Raw genomic sequence first — 16119 nt, forward strand, 5'->3', positions numbered from 1 at the left:
TTTTGTTTTTTATGCATTTTTATGCAAGCGACCGCTGTCTATCACATGCTTAACCCTAAAGAGTCTTTATAGGTGGCTGTTGTTAGGGCGACGCTTTTGAATTTATCATTATTTTATTTTTTTTAAACCTGAAAACTTCATTGGTATAGGATGTGTAGAGGTTATTCAGACAAGCTATTCAGACATGTTATCCAGAGTAGCGCTTCGTCCTGTGTGACTGACTAGGTCATTTTCTGTCTCTTTACCATTACTTCTTTAATTATTCTGAGGTGACTGATGCACACAACACGTATCGCTATTGTCGGCGGTGGGTTAGCAGGTCTTTACGCCGCTTACCTGTTAGAGCAGCAGGGAATTAGTGACTTTGTATTGTTAGAAGGGCGTGACGAGCTAGGTGGTCGTATTGCATCAGTAACGCCAGAAGGCAAGTCGGCGCCAGGACAACAACCTGAGGCATTTGATATGGGGCCTTCGTGGTTTTGGCCAGGCTTTCAGCATGCTCTTGGTGCATTGGTGGAGTCTCTGGGTATCGTTTCTTTTGCCCAGTTTGAAACGGGGGATATGTTGGTTGAACGTACGCTTAATGGAACCCCAGTTCGCATGCAGGGGTTTGTGAATACGCCGCCTTCAATGCGTTTAAAAGGTGGCATGAGCGTGTTAATTGAAGCTTTGCGCCAGCGTGTCGATTCTCAGAGGATAGTGACAGGTCAAACGGTTGAGCGTTTGTCGTTCAATGGTGAGGCAGTTGAACTATTAAGTGAAGATAAAGGTGGGCTTATACAACGCTATTACGCAGATCATGTTCTTCTGGCGGTACCGCCAAGACTTGCTGAGCAACGTATTACGTTCTCGCCAGCGTTACCAGTAAGTCTTGCCCATCAATGGCGGCACACAGCAACATGGATGGCCCCACACGCTAAATATGTCGCTCTTTTCCCAACACCTTTCTGGCGTGAACGTGGTCTTTCTGGCGAGGCACGTAGTTTGATTGGCCCATTAGGTGAAATACACGATGCGTCTGATCCCAGTGGTCATGGGGCGCTCTTTGGCTTTTTTAGCGTGCCTGCAAGCGCGAGAAAAAAGAGTAGAGAAAACGTCTTGCGGCAACGCTGCCGTGATCAATTGATCAGGGTATTTGGCCCGCAGGCAGGTACGCCTGTTATCGATATTATTAAGGATTGGGCTGTAGAGCCGTTAACGGCGACAGCCTCAGATTGCCACCTCGGTGAGCATAGTACGCCGCCGCCCGCGAGCGCTTTAGAAGGGCCTTGGCAGCATCGTTTAATAGGCATTGGTAGTGAATGGGGGCAGCAGTACCCTGGCTATTTAGCAGGCGCTATTGAAGCAGCAGAGCGTGGCGTAAGCGGTCTGCTAGCGTCAAGTCAGCTCTTCAGTGCCGATCGTTAGTGGATCGACCCTAAAGTTTAAGCACTTTCACACTGTAGTGTTTGGATGCGGGATAGCCAGAACCGTCTAATCGTTCATTAGCATTCTCAATCACATCCCGGCAGGTTGGGCTTGGCTCTCAGCCTAATGTGTTCAGTTTTTTGATCAGCTCTTCTACATGGCCACTCAGCATCAGCTTTTGCACAGGGTTCATATTCACGTTCAACGACGGTAACGCTTCGCTGACGAGCAATGGTTTGCCAGCGGTATGTAGCATTACGCCGAGCATCGCCTCACGTAGCTGAGGGTCATGTGGGTCGCGTAGCAGTAGTAAGTCAGTCAGCAGTCCTGTTACCTGAACGGCATGTCTGACCCAATCCGGTTCTCCTCTTAGAAACGCTAGGGCATACAGAAAGGCTTTGCGATCCTGTGCGATTAGATAGCGAAGCGTATCGACGCAATCGTATAAAATCTCGCTAGGAAACACGTTGCGGTTTTTCATTCGTGTGCTGTAGCAGCGAGCGAATTATATTGGCTGAAGAATTCTGGTGCTGGGCGGGGGGAGAATTTGAAATACCTGCCTATGTGAGTCGTTTTTATTTGCCCAGGTCAAGGCACTGTTTTTAGTTGTTATAAGTGCAAACTCTACACATTAATTAGCAGTGTCATCAATTTAATCAGTGTTTTTTGCTATTAAATTGCCTCGAAATAAGATGAATATAAGATTATTTAGCTACTTATTAGGCTAGCACTCAGAAGAACGGCCCGCCAGCACCGCTGCTTTTAGATAATGAATTCGCTAAAGGCGGAGTACTATAAAAGCAGTAACCAAGAGCAGCAAACGGCTTTTATTGCCGTCGGTCTTGGTTAATAGCCAGTCATTTCTAAGTAGCCTACACCAATCTGTTGTTGGGTGGACGTGTTGCGCACCACTACATCACCTTCCCAATAGGGCACGGTGGTGGGCATCCAGCGATTGGGGTGCCGCGCTTCTATGGTGAGTTCAAGATTGGCGTCGGGGAGCGTTAACTGCCATTGGGTGGGAATGTCTCTTTCTGCTACACGTTCAGTGGCAAGAGGTAAGAGCATAACGCTGTCTGGCCCGATCAGTTCTGTCTGGCCATCTGCGTTAAACAGGTGTGCAAAGCGATAGTCCGAGCCATTTTCGCCACCGCCGCGCAACCGGTAAGCCATCAGCTTGCGGCCATCATCCAGGTGCAGGGAAAACCAATCCCAGCCCGTTTGTTCGGCGTTGAGTAGCTGGCTGCTCCATTCCCTGTCTAACCAACCGCTGCCTTGCACGTGCCGGGATTCACCATTTAGGGTGACGCTTCCTTCAATGTGTAAAAACGGCTGGCTGTAGTAGTGAGAACCCTGGCCCTGAACTGTTTTGGCGTTAAACCCGTTTTCACCATGCCACACCAAAGGGCCTTCCGCGCTAAGTGTGAGATCGTAGCCAAACCGTTCGTTTCCGTGACCACTATAAGCGCTTAGAGTAAAACGTTCGAAGTTAGCCTCTAACGGGCTTCTAAAGAACCAATCATCAATCCACGCATGAAAAGGAGTAGCCACCACACCCGCTTGCCCCCGTTGCTGAACAAGTTTGGAAGACGATTCACCACTGTGGCTACGGGCAAAGCGCTCGGCAGCAACATGGGTTGCGTGCTGAGAGATGCCCATATGAGCCATCCAAACTTGATCGGTGGCCCAGGGGGCAGGAGTCGGGCGTTGCTGTGGTGGCATAAGGGCCTGCCGGAACAGGGTCCATTGAAGGCCTAGCGGTTCACCTTGGCTATCTTCAAGGTTAGCTGTGAGATACCACCATTCAATGCGGTAGTCTGGATGGGGGCCGTGATCATGTGGAAACACCAAAGACACGGAAGCATCTGCTTGAGCAAATCCTTGTGCCTGCGCGCCCAGGCCCGCAAAGCCGTTGTGTGATGGCTGTTGAGTCTGTGTGCTTTCAGTGGACGGCGCGTCACTGCAGGATGCAAGCCCAAGGCCGATAGCGATAGCTGCGAATGCGTTAACCCAACCGTAGATCATTGGGCACCTTCGTTAAGCAACGCACGAGGCGATGTTCGCCAAAGCTGCAGGGCCGGTAACGCCGCAGCGACAAGGGCAACGCTAAATGCGGTAAACAGCATGACCAGTATATCCAGGGGAAATAGCTGAAGTGGTAGCCGCCAGCCAAAAGCGGCGACATTAATTACGGCCACCAGGAGCCAGGTGATTGAGATGCCAAGCGGTACAGCCAGTAAGCCAGTAAGTAACGCCAGCCCACCCAACTGAACCAGTGGCAGCAGCGCAAGGGTGGCACGCGGTACGCCTAGCGCCCACAGTGTAGCAAGTTGCCGCTGTCGATGTTGCGCTTGGGCCAGTAGTGTTGCCAGAAGTGCGAGTGCAGCCACAGCCAGCGTTAAGCCATTCAATGCCCGGGTGATGCTGAAGGTACGCTCAAAAATTTGTGTGGCTACCTTCTTCACCTCATGTTGGTTTATTAAGGCATCAGGTGAAAGGTCAAATGTCGTGATTAACGCTTGGCGAAATGTATCTGCATCGGCCTCATCATGTAATGCGATGCCTGTTGATGCTAGTTCGCCTTCAAAGCGCTGTGTAAGCGTATCAACAGTAACCAATAGCTGCTGCTGTGGGTTACCGTAATCAGGGTAAATGGCCGCTACCGTCAACCATTCAGCGCCTTGTAGTGTTTCAAGAAGAACGCTGTCGCCAGGTTGAAGTTTTCGGGCTACCGCCATTTGTTCATTGATGAATACGCTTTGATTGTTCAGGGCTTCCCAAGCTTGCGGTGCCCCATTAAGTGTCTTTAGCAACGGCCACTGGGAGGTTAGTGTTGGCACCGTGCTGATACCAAAAAGGGCAAGGGACCCAAGCGATGCCATTTGGGTCGAGATGTTTTCGTGAGACGAAGAATTAATAGCCAGCAACTCAGTGTTACCGCGCGCGGTAGGTAAGGTTTCCAGCACCTCTGGCTGTGAGATTAGCCACTCATTGAGAGTAATGAGCGTTGCTGGTGTTGCATTGATGTATAGCGGTGCTACTAATCGCTGGTCTAGCCATTCTAAAAACGTTAGCCGGAAACCTCCTACCATACTGCTAACGCCCAAATTAGTTGCCAATGCAATGAATAAGGCCATCATCGCGAGGGATAAACGGGGCAGCTGTTGTTGCATATCCGCAGTTGCCCATTGACCCAGCGGGTAGCGCTGCAATCGCCGTTGCAACAACCGTAGTAAGGTATTGAGAGCTGGTGGTAGACACAGTGCACAGCTGAAAAGTAACGCAGCGACTAAGCTGAAACTGACCACTAACCCCTCGCCGGCTGGAAGCATCTTCAACCAAGCGGCTAACCCTAACGTTAACACTCCGGCTAATCCGCCCGCTTGCAGCATGCGCACTAGCTGGCGCTGATAGCTGTATCGCCAGGCGTAAGACTGCCCAAGGGCCAAGACTTGTAGCTTGGAAGCACGCCACAGCACGCCACTACCTGCTAATAGCAAACCACCCAAAGTGACGGCTACACTGCCAAGCCAATAATGCCAGGGCAGTGCTAGCGAGTGCTGAACGTCAGTCTGATACAGCGAGGTAAGTGTGCTGGCCACATCAGGTAGCAGCTTGCCGGCCAGCCATAGGCCGCTGATGAGTCCAAGCACAGCGCCAACCAGACCAAAGATCAGTAGCTCTATAAGAATGGCGAGAGTGATTGTTTTGCCGGGCACGCCGATGGCTCGCAGTGTGCGTAGAGTCGCCATACGCTGTTCCATAGCTAGCCCTAAGGCGGCTTGGACAATAAACATCCCAACCACCAGCGAAAGCAGTGCTAGTGCCGTCAAGTTGAGATGAAAGCTATCAGTGAGCTGTTCAGGCGAAGCAAGATTGGCCGCGCGAGTAAGGCGATAGCCTTCTGGCGGCTGAGTCAATGCTCCTGCTGCGGTGACCAAACTGAGTGTGGACTGATCGCCAAAAAGTGCAGATACAGCGGCGATATCCATTACCAGTGTGTTAGGGGGAAGGTCGTTGCGGAGTGCTAACGGTGGTAGCCGCTGATTACCAATAGCAGGGGTAGCGCCGGTAGCCTGTTGACGGTTTAGTTTGAAGACTTCTAACGTATCTGGAGCGAGCTGAGTTTGCCAAGGTGGCGATAAAAACTGGGTCAGTGAACCGCCGTTTCCATTGGCACGGTTGCTTTCATTTGAAGAGGGTAGTGTTAATGGGTCGATGCCAAGTACCGTCACCTGAGTATTTCTTATTGTCAGTGAGCTCTCCAGTAGCGGTGATACGGGGAGACCTGCGTGACGGAGTGATAAGTAGTCATCGATGCTAAGGGCGTTGCCATCGCGACGGGTAAGCTGGTCGGTTTCTACGCTCAGCAGCGCGTTAGAACGGGCATAGCTCTCTTTGGCGGTGGCGTTAATGGCTTGCACGCTACTCCAAAGGGCACTGGCAACCCAAAGGCCTACCAACAGCATAGCAAGCTGGCCAGGGTGACGTCGGTAATGAGCCAACAGAGTCATTAACACCCGCAGTATCATTGCCTTGTTTCCTTCAGCTGACCTAAGTGAAGGCGAAACGTGCGGTTCAATGGGGCCGCTACCCGTGCGCTATGGGTAACCATCAGCAGTGCGCATTGAGTCTCTTTGACCAAATCCAGCAATAAAGTTAGCACGGTATCGGCACTTTGTTCGTCAAGGTTACCGGTCGGTTCGTCGGCAAGTAATAAGGCTGGGCGTACTGCTAGGGCACGGCCAATTGCTAAACGTTGTTGCTGGCCGCCTGATAGCTGCTCGGGGTAGTGCTCTTCACGACCAGAAAGCCCTAGCCGATCAAGCAAATACGCACTCCATTCAGCATTTTCAGTGCGTGCAAGCCGAGCTTGCAGCGAGAGGTTATCGATGACGTTGAGACTTGGCACAAGGTGAAATTGCTGAAAAATAAGCCCCAATTGCTGGCGGCGCAGTCTCGCTCGGGCTGGTTCGTTGAGCGATGACAAAGCTTGCCCAGCGATAGCGACCTCTCCCTGATTAGGCATTTCTAGTCCTGCAGCGATGTGTAGCAAGGTAGATTTACCACTGCCCGACTCGCCCATCAACGCAAGGCTTTCTCCTTGGGAAAGGGTGAGATTTATCTCGTTGAGCACGTGTAGTGAGCCTTGCGGAGTGCTGAAGGTTTTGCTTATCTGATGCAGGGCTAACAGGGGGGGTAACATAAGTATCTCCCAGCATTAATGCTCACTATCTTGGTGATTATTACTATACCAACTTGTTGATTGCTTGTACGAATCTTGTAGTTGATTTTGTTTTTGTATATTTATTTTTTAACTATAGTGATTGTCTGTTCTAGATGTTTAGGAAAACAATCTCTCTTGAGGGTGTGCCATGCCGATCTATACCAGCATTGAAGATCTTCGTCGCCATTATGTTCGCCGTACGCCAAAAATGTTCTACGACTATGCCGAGTCGGGTAGCTGGACAGAACAAACCTTTCGCGAAAATACCAGCGACTTCCAGCATATTCATTTGAAACAGCGCGTGGCGGTCGATATGTCAGGGCGCTCTACCCGAAGTTCTATGATTGGCGAAGATGTTGCAATGCCGGTTGCGCTGGCGCCAGTGGGACTAACGGGAATGCAGTCGGCGGATGGTGAAATTAAAACAGCGCGCGCCGCTGAAAAATTCGGTGTGCCGTTTACACTTTCGACCATGTCGATTTGTTCGATTGAGGATGTTGCAGAACACACCACGCAACCTTTCTGGTTCCAAGTGTATACCTTAAAAGACGATGACTTTATGCGTCGCTTGTTTGAGCGCGCAAAAGCGGCTAACTGTTCTGCTGTGGTGGTCACTGTCGATTTGCAAGTCCTGGGGCAACGCCACAAAGATCTTAAAAATGGGTTATCTGCACCGCCTAAATTGACTGCAAAATCAATCGCTAATATGGCGACGAAAATTCCTTGGGGGTTGGAGATGTTGAAAACCAAACGTCGATCGTTTGGTAATATTGTTGGGCATGCAAAAGGTGTTACCGACCCTTCTTCATTATCAGCATGGACAGCAGAGGCATTTGATGTATCGCTAGACTGGAAGCGGATTGCTCAATTTAAAGAGTGGTGGGGTGGCAAGTTGATTGTGAAGGGGATTATGACCCCGGAAGATGCGCGCTGCGCCGTAGAAATTGGTGCCGATGCCATTATTGTTTCTAATCATGGTGGTCGTCAGCTGGATGGCGCAATGAGTTCAATTCGTATGCTGCCAAGTATTATGGACGAGGTAGGCAATGAGATTGAAGTGCATCTCGATTCTGGTATTCGTTCAGGCCAGGATGTACTCAAAGCATTGGCGCTGGGTGCCAAGGGGACCTACATTGGACGCGCTTTCACCTATGGTTTAGGGGCTGCTGGCGAAGAGGGGGTGACCAAGGCGCTCCAGATTATTCATAAAGAGCTTGATACCACTATGGCGCTGTGCGGTGAAACAGACGTCAGCCGTTTAGGCCCTCATAACCTTTATGTGCCGAATGGCTTTGCTGACCCTACCGTCAAGCTTTAAGCCTCCTTCATTTAGGCCTGTTTTATTGCTGATACATTTAGCTTAATTGATATATTCGCTTTCGATGTTGTATCAAAAAGGGGTGCCATGTAGGCACCCCTTTTTATCGTGAAAAAGCAGTCAATAGGCTAAATAGTGACGCTTCAGTGATATCCTTCGCCTACTTTTACCTTGCCACGGAACACCCAGTAGGTCCAAGCGGTGTATGCCAGCACAATAGGGATAACAAACAGCACGCCGACTAATAAAAATAGCTGTGACTCAGGTGCCGATGCGGCATCCCAAATCGTATAGTTAGGCGGTACGATAACCGGCCATTTGCTAGCGATTAGGCCCAGGTAGGTAAAGATAAATAGGCCCAGCGTTGCGACAAAAGGTAAACCTTCCTGCTGGCGTTTTACTGCGCGATAAAGAGCTCCAGCGCACACCATTGCAAGAATCGGGAAGAACCAAATTAAGTGAATCTGGTTCATCCAGCGGTCGCGCACTTCGGGGCTAACCAGTGGTGTCCATAAGCTAACAATACCGAATACTACCAGTACTGCTAAAAGCAGTTTTGGTGTAATACGATAAGCCCACTGTTGGACATGACCTTCAGACTTCAAGATTAGCCAAGTAGAGCCAAGCAGCGCATAGCCTGCCATTAGTCCAAGCCCTGTCAGTATAGTGAAAGGTGTCAGCCAATCCAGTGCACCACCGACATAGCGGAAATCTTCAACAGCAAATCCTTGAATATAAGCACCAACTACTGCGCCTTGTGCGAAGGTGGCTATGGCAGAGCCCCAACAGAAAGCACGGTTCCACCAGCGGCGATTTTTCTTAGACTTGAAACGAAACTCAAACGAGATCCCGCGAAAAATTAACCCAGCTAACATCAGAAAAACACCGATATAGAGCGCGGGTAAAAACACAGAATAAACCAGGGGAAACGCGCCAAGTAGACCCGCTCCGCCCAACACCAGCCACGTCTCATTGCCATCCCACACAGGGGCAACAGAGTTCATCATGACATCACGTGACTCTTCATCAGGTGCGAAGGGAAACAAAATGCCTAACCCTAGATCAAAGCCATCCATTAAGACGTACATAATGACGCCGAAACCAATGATGGCAGCCCAAATGAGCGAAAGATCAATACTCATGCGTTGGCTCCTTCCAAATCATCGTCAAAGGGAGTGTGTGCAGCGGACAACGGACGTTTCGGGCGTTCAACTTCGCCTTCCACTTCTATTTGCTCTTCGTGCATACCGTTGCGTACAACACGCGTGAGGTAATAAATCCCTGTTAAAAACACTACGCTGTAAACAGCGATGTAGCCAATTAAAGTAAATAGAGCCATACCACCTGTCAGTGAAGGCGTTAACCCTTCTGCATGGGTCATAACGCCATACACTAACCATGGGGCACGTCCGGATTCAGTAACGATCCAGCCACCCAGAACTGCTAGGAAGGGGGAAATAATCATGACAGTCAGCGTTTTTAGGAACAGGCGGTTTTCATAGACACGGCCCTTACGACGTAGCAACAAGCCTACTAGTGCAACAGCAATCATCAGTAAGCCAATACCTACCATGACGCGGAACGACCAAAAAACAATCGCTACCGGTGGCTGCTCTTCTACCGGGACTGCGTTAAGCCCAGGAACTTCACCATCAGCACGGTGAGTTAGAATTAAGCTAGCCAAGTTAGGAATACCAATTTCAAAGTGGTTGGTTTGTGATTCTTGATCAGGAATCGCGAATAGTAGCAGCGGTACGTTGGTTTGCGTTTCCCAGTTACCTTCCATGGCAGCTACTTTAGTTGGTTGATGCTCTAGCGTGTTTAAGCCGTGAAAATCCCCTACCACTGCCTGTGCAGGCGCTAAGATCAATAATAACCATAAGCACATGGATAATGCTTTTTTGTTGGCTTCTACATCACGCTTGCGTAGTAAGAACCAAGCGCTAACGCCCGCAACCACGAACCCACCGGTGAGGAAAGACGCCATGCCCATGTGAACGAAGCGGTACCAGAAGGAGGGGTTAAAGAGTGCTTCCATCCAGGAAGTGATATGAAAGCGACCATCAATTAGCTCAAAACCTGCCGGTGTTTGCATCCAGCTGTTAGCGGAAAGTATCCAGAAAGAAGAGATGAACGTGCCAACTGCGACCATGATGGCGGCAAACAAGTGCACGCCTTCAGGCACTTTATTGCGGCCAAACAAGAGCACGCCTAAAAAAGCAGCTTCTAAGAAAAAGGCCGTTACTACTTCATAGCTGAGTACTGGGCCTAAGAAGTTAGACGTCGCGTAGGCAAAGTTGCTCCAGTTGGTACCAAACTGAAATGACATAACAATGCCTGATACCACACCCATGCCAAATACGACGGCAAACACTTTTGTCCAGAAGAGCGCCAAGCGATCCCAAGCAGGGTTTTCCGTTTTGTAGAACAAGCCATGCAGCAGCGCAATGTAGGAAGCCAAACCGATAGTAAACACCGGGAAAATGGCGTGAAAAGAAACAACAAAGGCGAACTGCAGCCTTGAAAGTAACAGAGGATCTAATTCCATGGCGACCTCCTAGATCGTGTGACATGAAAATTTGACAGGCATTGATTGTCGCAGAAGCTATATTCTTAAAAGCTATGGTTATATTTCTTTCTTGATTCATGATAGTTGAAACTGCTTTACGCCGTAAGTTGAAAGTACCCTATGACGCATGGCGTATTGTCGCATCTTTATCAATGGTAAATATTCTCATTATTATACGCTTTTACTTCTATTTTAGATTTGAGGGTGCTAAATTGGTTTTCGTAATCAGATGAATGATGAAGAAGTGATCAATTCGCCAATTTTTAATGGCCAATGCTTGATACGTTAACGTTTGAAAAGGAACTCTCGATGAAACGAACTGCTTCACTTTTATTGGCCGGTCTATTGAGCAGTGGACTCGTGGTGGCCAGTGACAATGAACGTCTGGATCATTTTGAAGGGAAAGCTTCCGATACCTTGGAACAGGCTTTTGCAAATTTGACCGAAGGGAATCAGCAGCTAGCAGAATTACTTTCACAAGATGAGATCACAGATGCGCAAATGAGTGATATTCATATGCTCACGTACACGCTAGAAAATGCTTTGCAGAAAGTCGATGAAGAAGTCAGTGCTATGGCTGTGCTGCTGGAGGAAGTCCATCTAGGGTCGGAAACACTCGATCAGGAGCGTGTAGCAAGCCACGGTGAACGTTATCTGGAAGCCTCTTCACTGTTAATTGAATAAAGAAGCTGAAAAATTCTGAAAGAGCACCACTAACGTGGCGTGGTAAACAAGGCTTGTCTATTTTAGGCGAGCCTTGCTTGTGTCTGTGTAAGATGCATTAGTTAAAACAAGCCATTACCAGCCCCAGGGCGGGTAGTTCTTCTAGAGCAAACGGCCTAAAAATTTTGCTAAGCTAGCCAGCTGTTTTTTGCTGGCACTTTCCCTCTATGATCCCGTTTCGATCCGCATTCCCATTTCGTGCTTCGCGCTGGTTGCCTGGCGGACATTTGCAAACGCTTTACAGTCCTTTATGTCGCAAGCCGCCTCAATTGCGCCGTCAGCGAGAGCGGTTAACGCTGGAAGACGGCGATTTTATCGACATGGATTGGTATGGGCCTGAGGGAGCATCGGGCCATTGCGTGCTGCTGCTCCATGGGCTAACCGGCAGTTCTTCTTCTTTGTATATCCTAGGGCAGCAGCAGGCATTAGCGGCGTATGGTTGGCAAAGCGTGGCCGTTAATTGGCGCGGTTGCTCTGGTGAGCCAAACCAGCGTGCGAGGGGGTACCACTCAGGGGCGAGTGATGACTTGGCAGAAGTGGTTAATCAACTGACCTCACGCTACCCCACTAAACTATTTACCGCCGTGGGTTATTCACTAGGCGGGAACGTGCTGCTTAAGTATTTAGGTGAGGAGGGTAGTAATACACCGCTGAGGGCGGCAGTAGCGGTATCGGTGCCGTTTCGGCTAGATCACTGTGCAGATCGAATAAACAAAGGGGTGTCCAAGATTTATCAAGCACGTTTCCTGCGTGACCTACGCCATTATGTTCAAAGCAAACAGCGCGCACTTTCACATCAAGGCCGTCATAAGGAGCTGGCGCATTTAGCGGCGCTGGAAACGCTAGATGGTATGAAAACATTTTGGGATTTTGATGGCCGTGTAACTGCGCCACTACACGGCTTTGAAAGTGCCGATGACTATTATCGCCGCTGTAGCAGTGCCTTTTTTGTTGAGCGCCTACGTATTCCAACGCTCATGGTGCATGCACAAGATGACCCCTTTATCTATCCTCACAGTATTCCTGATGCTAAGGCCCTGCCAAGTTATGTCACCCTGGAGTTGCATGCTTCTGGGGGGCATGTGGGGTTTGTCGAAGGCCCTCCTTGGCGGCCGCGTTATTATCTTGAGCACCGCTTGCCCGACTGGCTACGTTCGCAGGTTTTCAATCTTAGTGAAGCGGATAACACTGAAGGGTTATTATTCTAACTAAAGACAATCACTTAGAGGTTGCTATGTCTGCGTTTTTTGACCGATTAAATGATGTTTCATCTCCTCGTATTGGCCTGGGGTGTATGAACCTTTCTCATGGCTATGGACAGTATGTGCCAGAAAAGGAGGCGCTTCAGGTGTTAGAAGAAGCCTTTGAGATGGGGTACCGCCATTTTGATACGGCGACACTCTATGGTGGAACCGCTAATGAACGCCTGTTAGGGCTTGCCTTAAAGACAAAGCGACATCAACTGCTTCTTGCCAGTAAATGTGGTATGGCATTGGACGCTAAAACGGGAAATCGCGTGATCGATGGACGGCCTAATACGCTGCGCCGTCAGTGTGAGGAGAGCCTAAAACGACTGAAAACGGATCATCTAGACATCTATTATCTACATCGCTTAGATCGTAATGTTGCCATCGAAGAGAGTGTGGGTGCGATTGGCCGACTCGTCGAAGAGGGTAAAGTCGGTGCGGTTGGTTTATCTGAGATATCAGCAGAAACACTTCGCAAGGGCAATGCGGAGTATCCTATAGCAGCAGTTCAGTCAGAGTACTCACTCTGGACACGTAATCCCGAGATTGCTCTTAAGGAGGTATGTCTAGAATTAGGTGTAGCCTTGGTTGCGTTTAGCCCCTTAGGGCGTGGCTTTTTGACGGGGTTAATGGAGGAAAATACGGAGTTTTCAACGGGTGACATGCGCGCAGGAATGCCCCGGTTTAGCAAAGAAAACTTACCTAATAATCTATCTTTATTAACTGACTTCAAGGCACTGGCTACTCGTTTGGAGGTGTCTCCTGCACAGCTGGCGTTGGCATGGTTAAACGCCCAAGGGAATCATATTATCCCCATACCAGGAACCCGTTTAGTAACGCATATGCGCGAGAATTTAAGCGCTGAAACGATCAAGTTAGAAGATGCAACCGTGGTTCAGCTCAATGGAATGATGTTACCGAATCAAGTGGCTGGTGCTCGTTATAATGATGCGCAACAAGCTGATATTGATACCGAAGAATTTGCAGGTTAATAGGTGAGCGATGACTTATAAAAGGTCTTAAAAGCGTGGGGGAAAAGGATCAGGTGATGACAGGGTAAATTATTTTTCAACCCCCATTGCTTTCTTTCAGCTCAGGGCTATTATTCGCTACTAACGACAATGTTGTTAGCCTACTAAGGAATGCTGCCATGTTGAAAGGCCTTATTATTTGTTTCGCAGTGCTATTTGCACAGTTGGCGGTGTTGAGCGTACTTGATGCGCGGCTTTACAACGCTCAGGATGTGCGTCAGGCAGCGACAACACAGCATTTGCCTCACAACAGAGAAGACGATGACGATAACGTTTCACTGACATAGAAAATAAGCGGCGATGGATAGCGATTTTAGCTGCCGCCGCCGTTGTTTTCTAAACGTTTTACAGCCTTCCATTTCACCACTGTTTGAATTTTTCAAAGAGCGCTTGCTTGCAAGTTGTCGTTCCTTAGTTTCAATGCTGCCCCCGCCGTGAATGATTAGCACGCTGCCTTTTGTATTCTCGCCAGCAGATATAAAGTAGCCTCGTTAGGATCGACAACCATTTCGTAGCGAATATCTTCATTTCCAATGCCGCAGCCTTCGGTAGAGATGAAGACAATCAAGCTAAATGTGTTGACGGTCAGGGGAATTCCATAGGGCATTTTCATGTCCAAAACAGCGTAAAATGTTAAGCATAGTCAACGCTGGGGGAGCGACTGCCCCAAAAAGCAGTTATTTACGTGGAAGACAAATACTTGCGTCTGGAACTTGGTAACGGCATTCTTGTCCGTTGTTAGTATTACTATTAGGGAGCATAGAAAAATGGCTTTTAACGATTCGAGCACGGCGAGAGCGCAAACGCGCAGCGGAGTAAGCAGTGTTAGCGCTAATAAAGTGTTGCGTAACACCTATGCACTGTTGGCCATGACACTGCTATTTTCTGCGGTCACTGCGGGTGCTTCTGTCGCAATGGGCATCCAACAAATGAACATTTTTGTGTTCTTTATCGGCGCGTATGGGCTGATGTTCCTGGTACACAAGACGGCTAATTCTGCTGTTGGTTTATTGTCTACTTTCGCATTCACCGGTTTTATGGGCTTTACGCTTGGCCCTATCATCTCCGCTTATCTTACGTTGCCTAACGGTGGCGCTTTGATTATGAATGCGTTGGCAATGACAGGGCTGACGTTCATTGGTCTTTCTGCAATTGCATTAACCACCAAGAAAGATTTCAGCTTTTTAGGCAATTTCCTAATGGCAGGTGCCATTGTGCTGATTTTGGCCATGGTCGCTGGCCTGATCTTTAATATTCCTGCGCTTTCTTTAATGGTTTCCGCTGGTTTTGTGCTATTTGCGTCAGCAGCGATTCTTTATCAAACCAGTGAAATCGTTCACCGGGCAGGAGAAACTAACTACATTCTCGCGACTGTCACACTCTACGTATCTATCTATAACTTGTTTGTCAGTCTGCTTGCGATATTGGGCATCATGAGCAACGACTGATTAAATCAGTAGTACGTTTCATAGCAGGCCCTACTTGGTAGGGTCTGTTTTTTTATGACAACCATGTACGAGATGACTGCGATGCAGTACGGCTTATTGATCATGGGGGCACCGTATAGTAGTTCAGCTCCTCATTCTGCGCTGCGCTTTGCTCAAGCGGTTCTAAATAAAGGGCATCAAATTAAGGGTGTTTTTTTCTACCAGGATGGCGTTCAGAATGCCTCTCAACTGATGGCTCCTCCGCAAGATGAGCTTAATATGCGAGACGCATGGGTAGAATTGCATCGCCAACATGGAGTGGCTCTAGACGTCTGTATCGCAGCGGCATTACGCCGTGGTGTAATGAGTGAATCAGAAGCTAAGCGGCACGGGCAGGTGAATTTCAACCTTGAGGCCCCCTTTGAACTAACCGGGCTAGGGCAGTTGCTTGAGTTACAGCAGTGCTGTGATCGGTTGATTACATTTGCATAGGGATTACAAATGGCTAGAGCAAATGAGCAGCTCATTGTTATACGGCATGCACCCTATAGCTCAAACGCATTGCGAGAAGGGCTGGATGTAGCGCTAGTGGCCGCTGCTTTTGGGCAGTCTGTTAGCCTGCTATTTCTAGGGCAGGGCGTACTTGCGTTGCTTAAAGAACAGAAGTCCGGCGCTCCGGGCCAAAAAGCGACACTGCCGACGATTGATATGTTAGAGATGTATGATATAGAAAATATTCTAGTGCCCTTAGAGACACTGATGGCTTTTAACATAAGGGCTGAGCAGCTGGTCGAGGGAGTTACCTTAGTAACAACCGCAGAGATACCGGAACTATTTCAGCGTTATCCTTATGTACTCAATTTTTAATAGAGTAGTCAAACATGCTGCATATTTTGAATAAACCTCCTTATAGCGATTCAGCGCTACAAATGCTTAATGCCCTCAGCAGTGGCGATGCTGTTGTGCTGATTGAGGATGGTGTTCAGGCAGCGTTTTATCCTGAATGGCAAGGCTGGCTAGTAAGTACAGTTTCGATTTACTTATTAGCGGAAGATGCTATTTCAAGGGGGGTGCATACCATTGCTGCTATTCATGAGATGCCTTTGATAGAGGTTGATGGTTTTATTGCGCTAACTGAGCAAAATGAACAGATTATTTCTTGGCACTAAA

General features: G+C 48.8%; 17 protein-coding genes. 10 read left to right on the forward strand and 7 right to left on the reverse strand.

Going from position 1 to position 16119, the window contains the following annotated elements:
- Nucleotides 1-276: 276 nt before the first annotated feature.
- Nucleotides 277-1407, forward strand: a complete 1131-nt coding sequence (locus tag K1Y77_RS08260) for a flavin monoamine oxidase family protein (protein ID WP_264431309.1) — start codon at nucleotides 277-279, stop codon at nucleotides 1405-1407.
- Nucleotides 1408-1525: 118 nt separating this feature from the next.
- Here the strand turns inward: K1Y77_RS08260 and K1Y77_RS08265 are convergent, their stop codons facing one another.
- From K1Y77_RS08265 to K1Y77_RS08280, 4 genes are all read right to left on the reverse strand, one after another.
- Nucleotides 1526-1888, reverse strand: a complete 363-nt coding sequence (locus K1Y77_RS08265) for a hypothetical protein (RefSeq protein ID WP_264431310.1) — start codon at nucleotides 1886-1888, stop codon at nucleotides 1526-1528.
- 365 nt (nucleotides 1889-2253) lie between these two features.
- Nucleotides 2254-3432 carry a lipocalin-like domain-containing protein gene (locus K1Y77_RS08270; RefSeq protein ID WP_030073054.1) on the reverse strand — a complete coding sequence of 393 codons (1179 nt, stop codon included), beginning with the start codon at nucleotides 3430-3432 and terminating at the stop codon, nucleotides 2254-2256.
- Nucleotides 3429-5939: an ABC transporter permease gene (locus tag K1Y77_RS08275; RefSeq protein ID WP_264431313.1), complete on the reverse strand. Its 2511-nt coding sequence runs from the start codon at nucleotides 5937-5939 to the stop codon at nucleotides 3429-3431. Before K1Y77_RS08275 ends, K1Y77_RS08270 begins: the two co-directional genes overlap by 4 nt.
- Nucleotides 5936-6601, reverse strand: coding sequence for an ABC transporter ATP-binding protein (locus tag K1Y77_RS08280; RefSeq protein ID WP_030073050.1), 666 nt, complete (start codon nucleotides 6599-6601; stop codon nucleotides 5936-5938). The genes K1Y77_RS08275 and K1Y77_RS08280 overlap by 4 nt, the downstream gene beginning before the upstream one ends.
- Nucleotides 6602-6782: 181 nt before the next feature.
- On the opposite strand from K1Y77_RS08280, the gene K1Y77_RS08285 reads away from it, so the two are divergent.
- The gene (locus tag K1Y77_RS08285; protein WP_264431314.1) at nucleotides 6783-7952 is read left to right on the forward strand and encodes an alpha-hydroxy acid oxidase; all 1170 of its coding nucleotides are present in this window, start codon (nucleotides 6783-6785) and stop codon (nucleotides 7950-7952) included.
- A gap of 143 nt (nucleotides 7953-8095) precedes the next feature.
- Here the strand turns inward: K1Y77_RS08285 and cydB are convergent, their stop codons facing one another.
- Both cydB and K1Y77_RS08295 read right to left on the reverse strand, forming a co-directional pair.
- Nucleotides 8096-9094 carry a cytochrome d ubiquinol oxidase subunit II gene (gene cydB, locus K1Y77_RS08290; RefSeq protein WP_030073046.1) on the reverse strand — a complete coding sequence of 333 codons (999 nt, stop codon included), beginning with the start codon at nucleotides 9092-9094 and terminating at the stop codon, nucleotides 8096-8098.
- Nucleotides 9091-10500 (reverse strand): cytochrome ubiquinol oxidase subunit I, encoded by a 1410-nt coding sequence (locus tag K1Y77_RS08295; RefSeq protein ID WP_264018264.1) that lies wholly within the window; start codon nucleotides 10498-10500, stop codon nucleotides 9091-9093. The genes cydB and K1Y77_RS08295 overlap by 4 nt, the downstream gene beginning before the upstream one ends.
- Nucleotides 10501-10830: 330 nt before the next feature.
- On the opposite strand from K1Y77_RS08295, the gene K1Y77_RS08300 reads away from it, so the two are divergent.
- The 4 genes from K1Y77_RS08300 (at nucleotide 10831) to K1Y77_RS08315 (ending at nucleotide 13809) form a co-directional block, all read left to right on the forward strand.
- Nucleotides 10831-11205: a DUF6746 family protein gene (locus K1Y77_RS08300; protein WP_030073042.1), complete on the forward strand. Its 375-nt coding sequence runs from the start codon at nucleotides 10831-10833 to the stop codon at nucleotides 11203-11205.
- A 206-nt stretch (nucleotides 11206-11411) separates the two neighbouring features.
- The gene (locus tag K1Y77_RS08305; RefSeq protein ID WP_030073036.1) at nucleotides 11412-12452 is read left to right on the forward strand and encodes a hydrolase; all 1041 of its coding nucleotides are present in this window, start codon (nucleotides 11412-11414) and stop codon (nucleotides 12450-12452) included.
- A 26-nt stretch (nucleotides 12453-12478) separates the two neighbouring features.
- Nucleotides 12479-13483: an aldo/keto reductase gene (locus K1Y77_RS08310; protein ID WP_264431316.1), complete on the forward strand. Its 1005-nt coding sequence runs from the start codon at nucleotides 12479-12481 to the stop codon at nucleotides 13481-13483.
- Between the two features lie 158 nt (nucleotides 13484-13641).
- Nucleotides 13642-13809, forward strand: a complete 168-nt coding sequence (locus tag K1Y77_RS08315) for a hypothetical protein (RefSeq protein WP_198023720.1) — start codon at nucleotides 13642-13644, stop codon at nucleotides 13807-13809.
- 155 nt (nucleotides 13810-13964) lie between these two features.
- On the opposite strand, the gene K1Y77_RS08320 is transcribed toward K1Y77_RS08315, so the two are convergent.
- Nucleotides 13965-14129: a hypothetical protein gene (locus tag K1Y77_RS08320; RefSeq protein WP_264018262.1), complete on the reverse strand. Its 165-nt coding sequence runs from the start codon at nucleotides 14127-14129 to the stop codon at nucleotides 13965-13967.
- 160 nt (nucleotides 14130-14289) lie between these two features.
- Here K1Y77_RS08320 and K1Y77_RS08325 point away from each other — a divergent pair, with 160 nt between their 5' ends.
- The 4 genes from K1Y77_RS08325 to tusB all read left to right on the forward strand — a co-directional run bounded on the left by K1Y77_RS08325 (nucleotide 14290) and on the right by tusB (nucleotide 16118).
- A complete protein-coding gene (locus K1Y77_RS08325) occupies nucleotides 14290-14970 on the forward strand; it encodes a Bax inhibitor-1/YccA family protein (protein ID WP_264018261.1) in 681 nt (226 codons plus the stop codon).
- 81 nt (nucleotides 14971-15051) lie between these two features.
- Nucleotides 15052-15441, forward strand: a complete 390-nt coding sequence (gene tusD, locus K1Y77_RS08330) for a sulfurtransferase complex subunit TusD (RefSeq protein ID WP_030073030.1) — start codon at nucleotides 15052-15054, stop codon at nucleotides 15439-15441.
- 9 nt (nucleotides 15442-15450) lie between these two features.
- Nucleotides 15451-15816 (forward strand): sulfurtransferase complex subunit TusC, encoded by a 366-nt coding sequence (gene tusC / locus K1Y77_RS08335; protein ID WP_030073029.1) that lies wholly within the window; start codon nucleotides 15451-15453, stop codon nucleotides 15814-15816.
- A gap of 14 nt (nucleotides 15817-15830) precedes the next feature.
- Nucleotides 15831-16118 carry a sulfurtransferase complex subunit TusB gene (tusB, locus tag K1Y77_RS08340; RefSeq protein WP_264431320.1) on the forward strand — a complete coding sequence of 96 codons (288 nt, stop codon included), beginning with the start codon at nucleotides 15831-15833 and terminating at the stop codon, nucleotides 16116-16118.
- The last annotated feature ends 1 nt before the right edge of the window (nucleotide 16119 follow it).

The sequence above is a fragment of the Halomonas qaidamensis genome (assembly GCF_025917315.1).
Taxonomy (GTDB): domain Bacteria; phylum Pseudomonadota; class Gammaproteobacteria; order Pseudomonadales; family Halomonadaceae; genus Vreelandella; species Vreelandella qaidamensis.

Excerpts from the sequence above, each read along its gene's own strand:
- K1Y77_RS08315 (WP_198023720.1), top strand. The coding sequence starts at position 13,642 with ATGTTGAAAGGCCTTATTATTTGTTTCGCAGTGCTATTTGCACAGTTG.
- K1Y77_RS08275 (WP_264431313.1), bottom strand. The coding sequence starts at position 5,939 with ATGATACTGCGGGTGTTAATGACTCTGTTGGCTCATTACCGACGTCAC.
- K1Y77_RS08265 (WP_264431310.1), bottom strand. The coding sequence starts at position 1,888 with ATGAAAAACCGCAACGTGTTTCCTAGCGAGATTTTATACGATTGCGTC.
- tusC (WP_030073029.1), top strand. The coding sequence starts at position 15,451 with ATGGCTAGAGCAAATGAGCAGCTCATTGTTATACGGCATGCACCCTAT.
- K1Y77_RS08285 (WP_264431314.1), top strand. The coding sequence starts at position 6,783 with ATGCCGATCTATACCAGCATTGAAGATCTTCGTCGCCATTATGTTCGC.
- K1Y77_RS08260 (WP_264431309.1), top strand. The coding sequence starts at position 277 with ATGCACACAACACGTATCGCTATTGTCGGCGGTGGGTTAGCAGGTCTT.
- K1Y77_RS08305 (WP_030073036.1), top strand. The coding sequence starts at position 11,412 with ATGATCCCGTTTCGATCCGCATTCCCATTTCGTGCTTCGCGCTGGTTG.
- K1Y77_RS08320 (WP_264018262.1), bottom strand. The coding sequence starts at position 14,129 with ATGCCCTATGGAATTCCCCTGACCGTCAACACATTTAGCTTGATTGTC.
- K1Y77_RS08270 (WP_030073054.1), bottom strand. The coding sequence starts at position 3,432 with ATGATCTACGGTTGGGTTAACGCATTCGCAGCTATCGCTATCGGCCTT.
- K1Y77_RS08310 (WP_264431316.1), top strand. The coding sequence starts at position 12,479 with ATGTCTGCGTTTTTTGACCGATTAAATGATGTTTCATCTCCTCGTATT.
- tusD (WP_030073030.1), top strand. The coding sequence starts at position 15,052 with ATGCAGTACGGCTTATTGATCATGGGGGCACCGTATAGTAGTTCAGCT.
- cydB (WP_030073046.1), bottom strand. The coding sequence starts at position 9,094 with ATGAGTATTGATCTTTCGCTCATTTGGGCTGCCATCATTGGTTTCGGC.
- tusB (WP_264431320.1), top strand. The coding sequence starts at position 15,831 with ATGCTGCATATTTTGAATAAACCTCCTTATAGCGATTCAGCGCTACAA.
- K1Y77_RS08325 (WP_264018261.1), top strand. The coding sequence starts at position 14,290 with ATGGCTTTTAACGATTCGAGCACGGCGAGAGCGCAAACGCGCAGCGGA.
- K1Y77_RS08300 (WP_030073042.1), top strand. The coding sequence starts at position 10,831 with ATGAAACGAACTGCTTCACTTTTATTGGCCGGTCTATTGAGCAGTGGA.
- K1Y77_RS08295 (WP_264018264.1), bottom strand. The coding sequence starts at position 10,500 with ATGGAATTAGATCCTCTGTTACTTTCAAGGCTGCAGTTCGCCTTTGTT.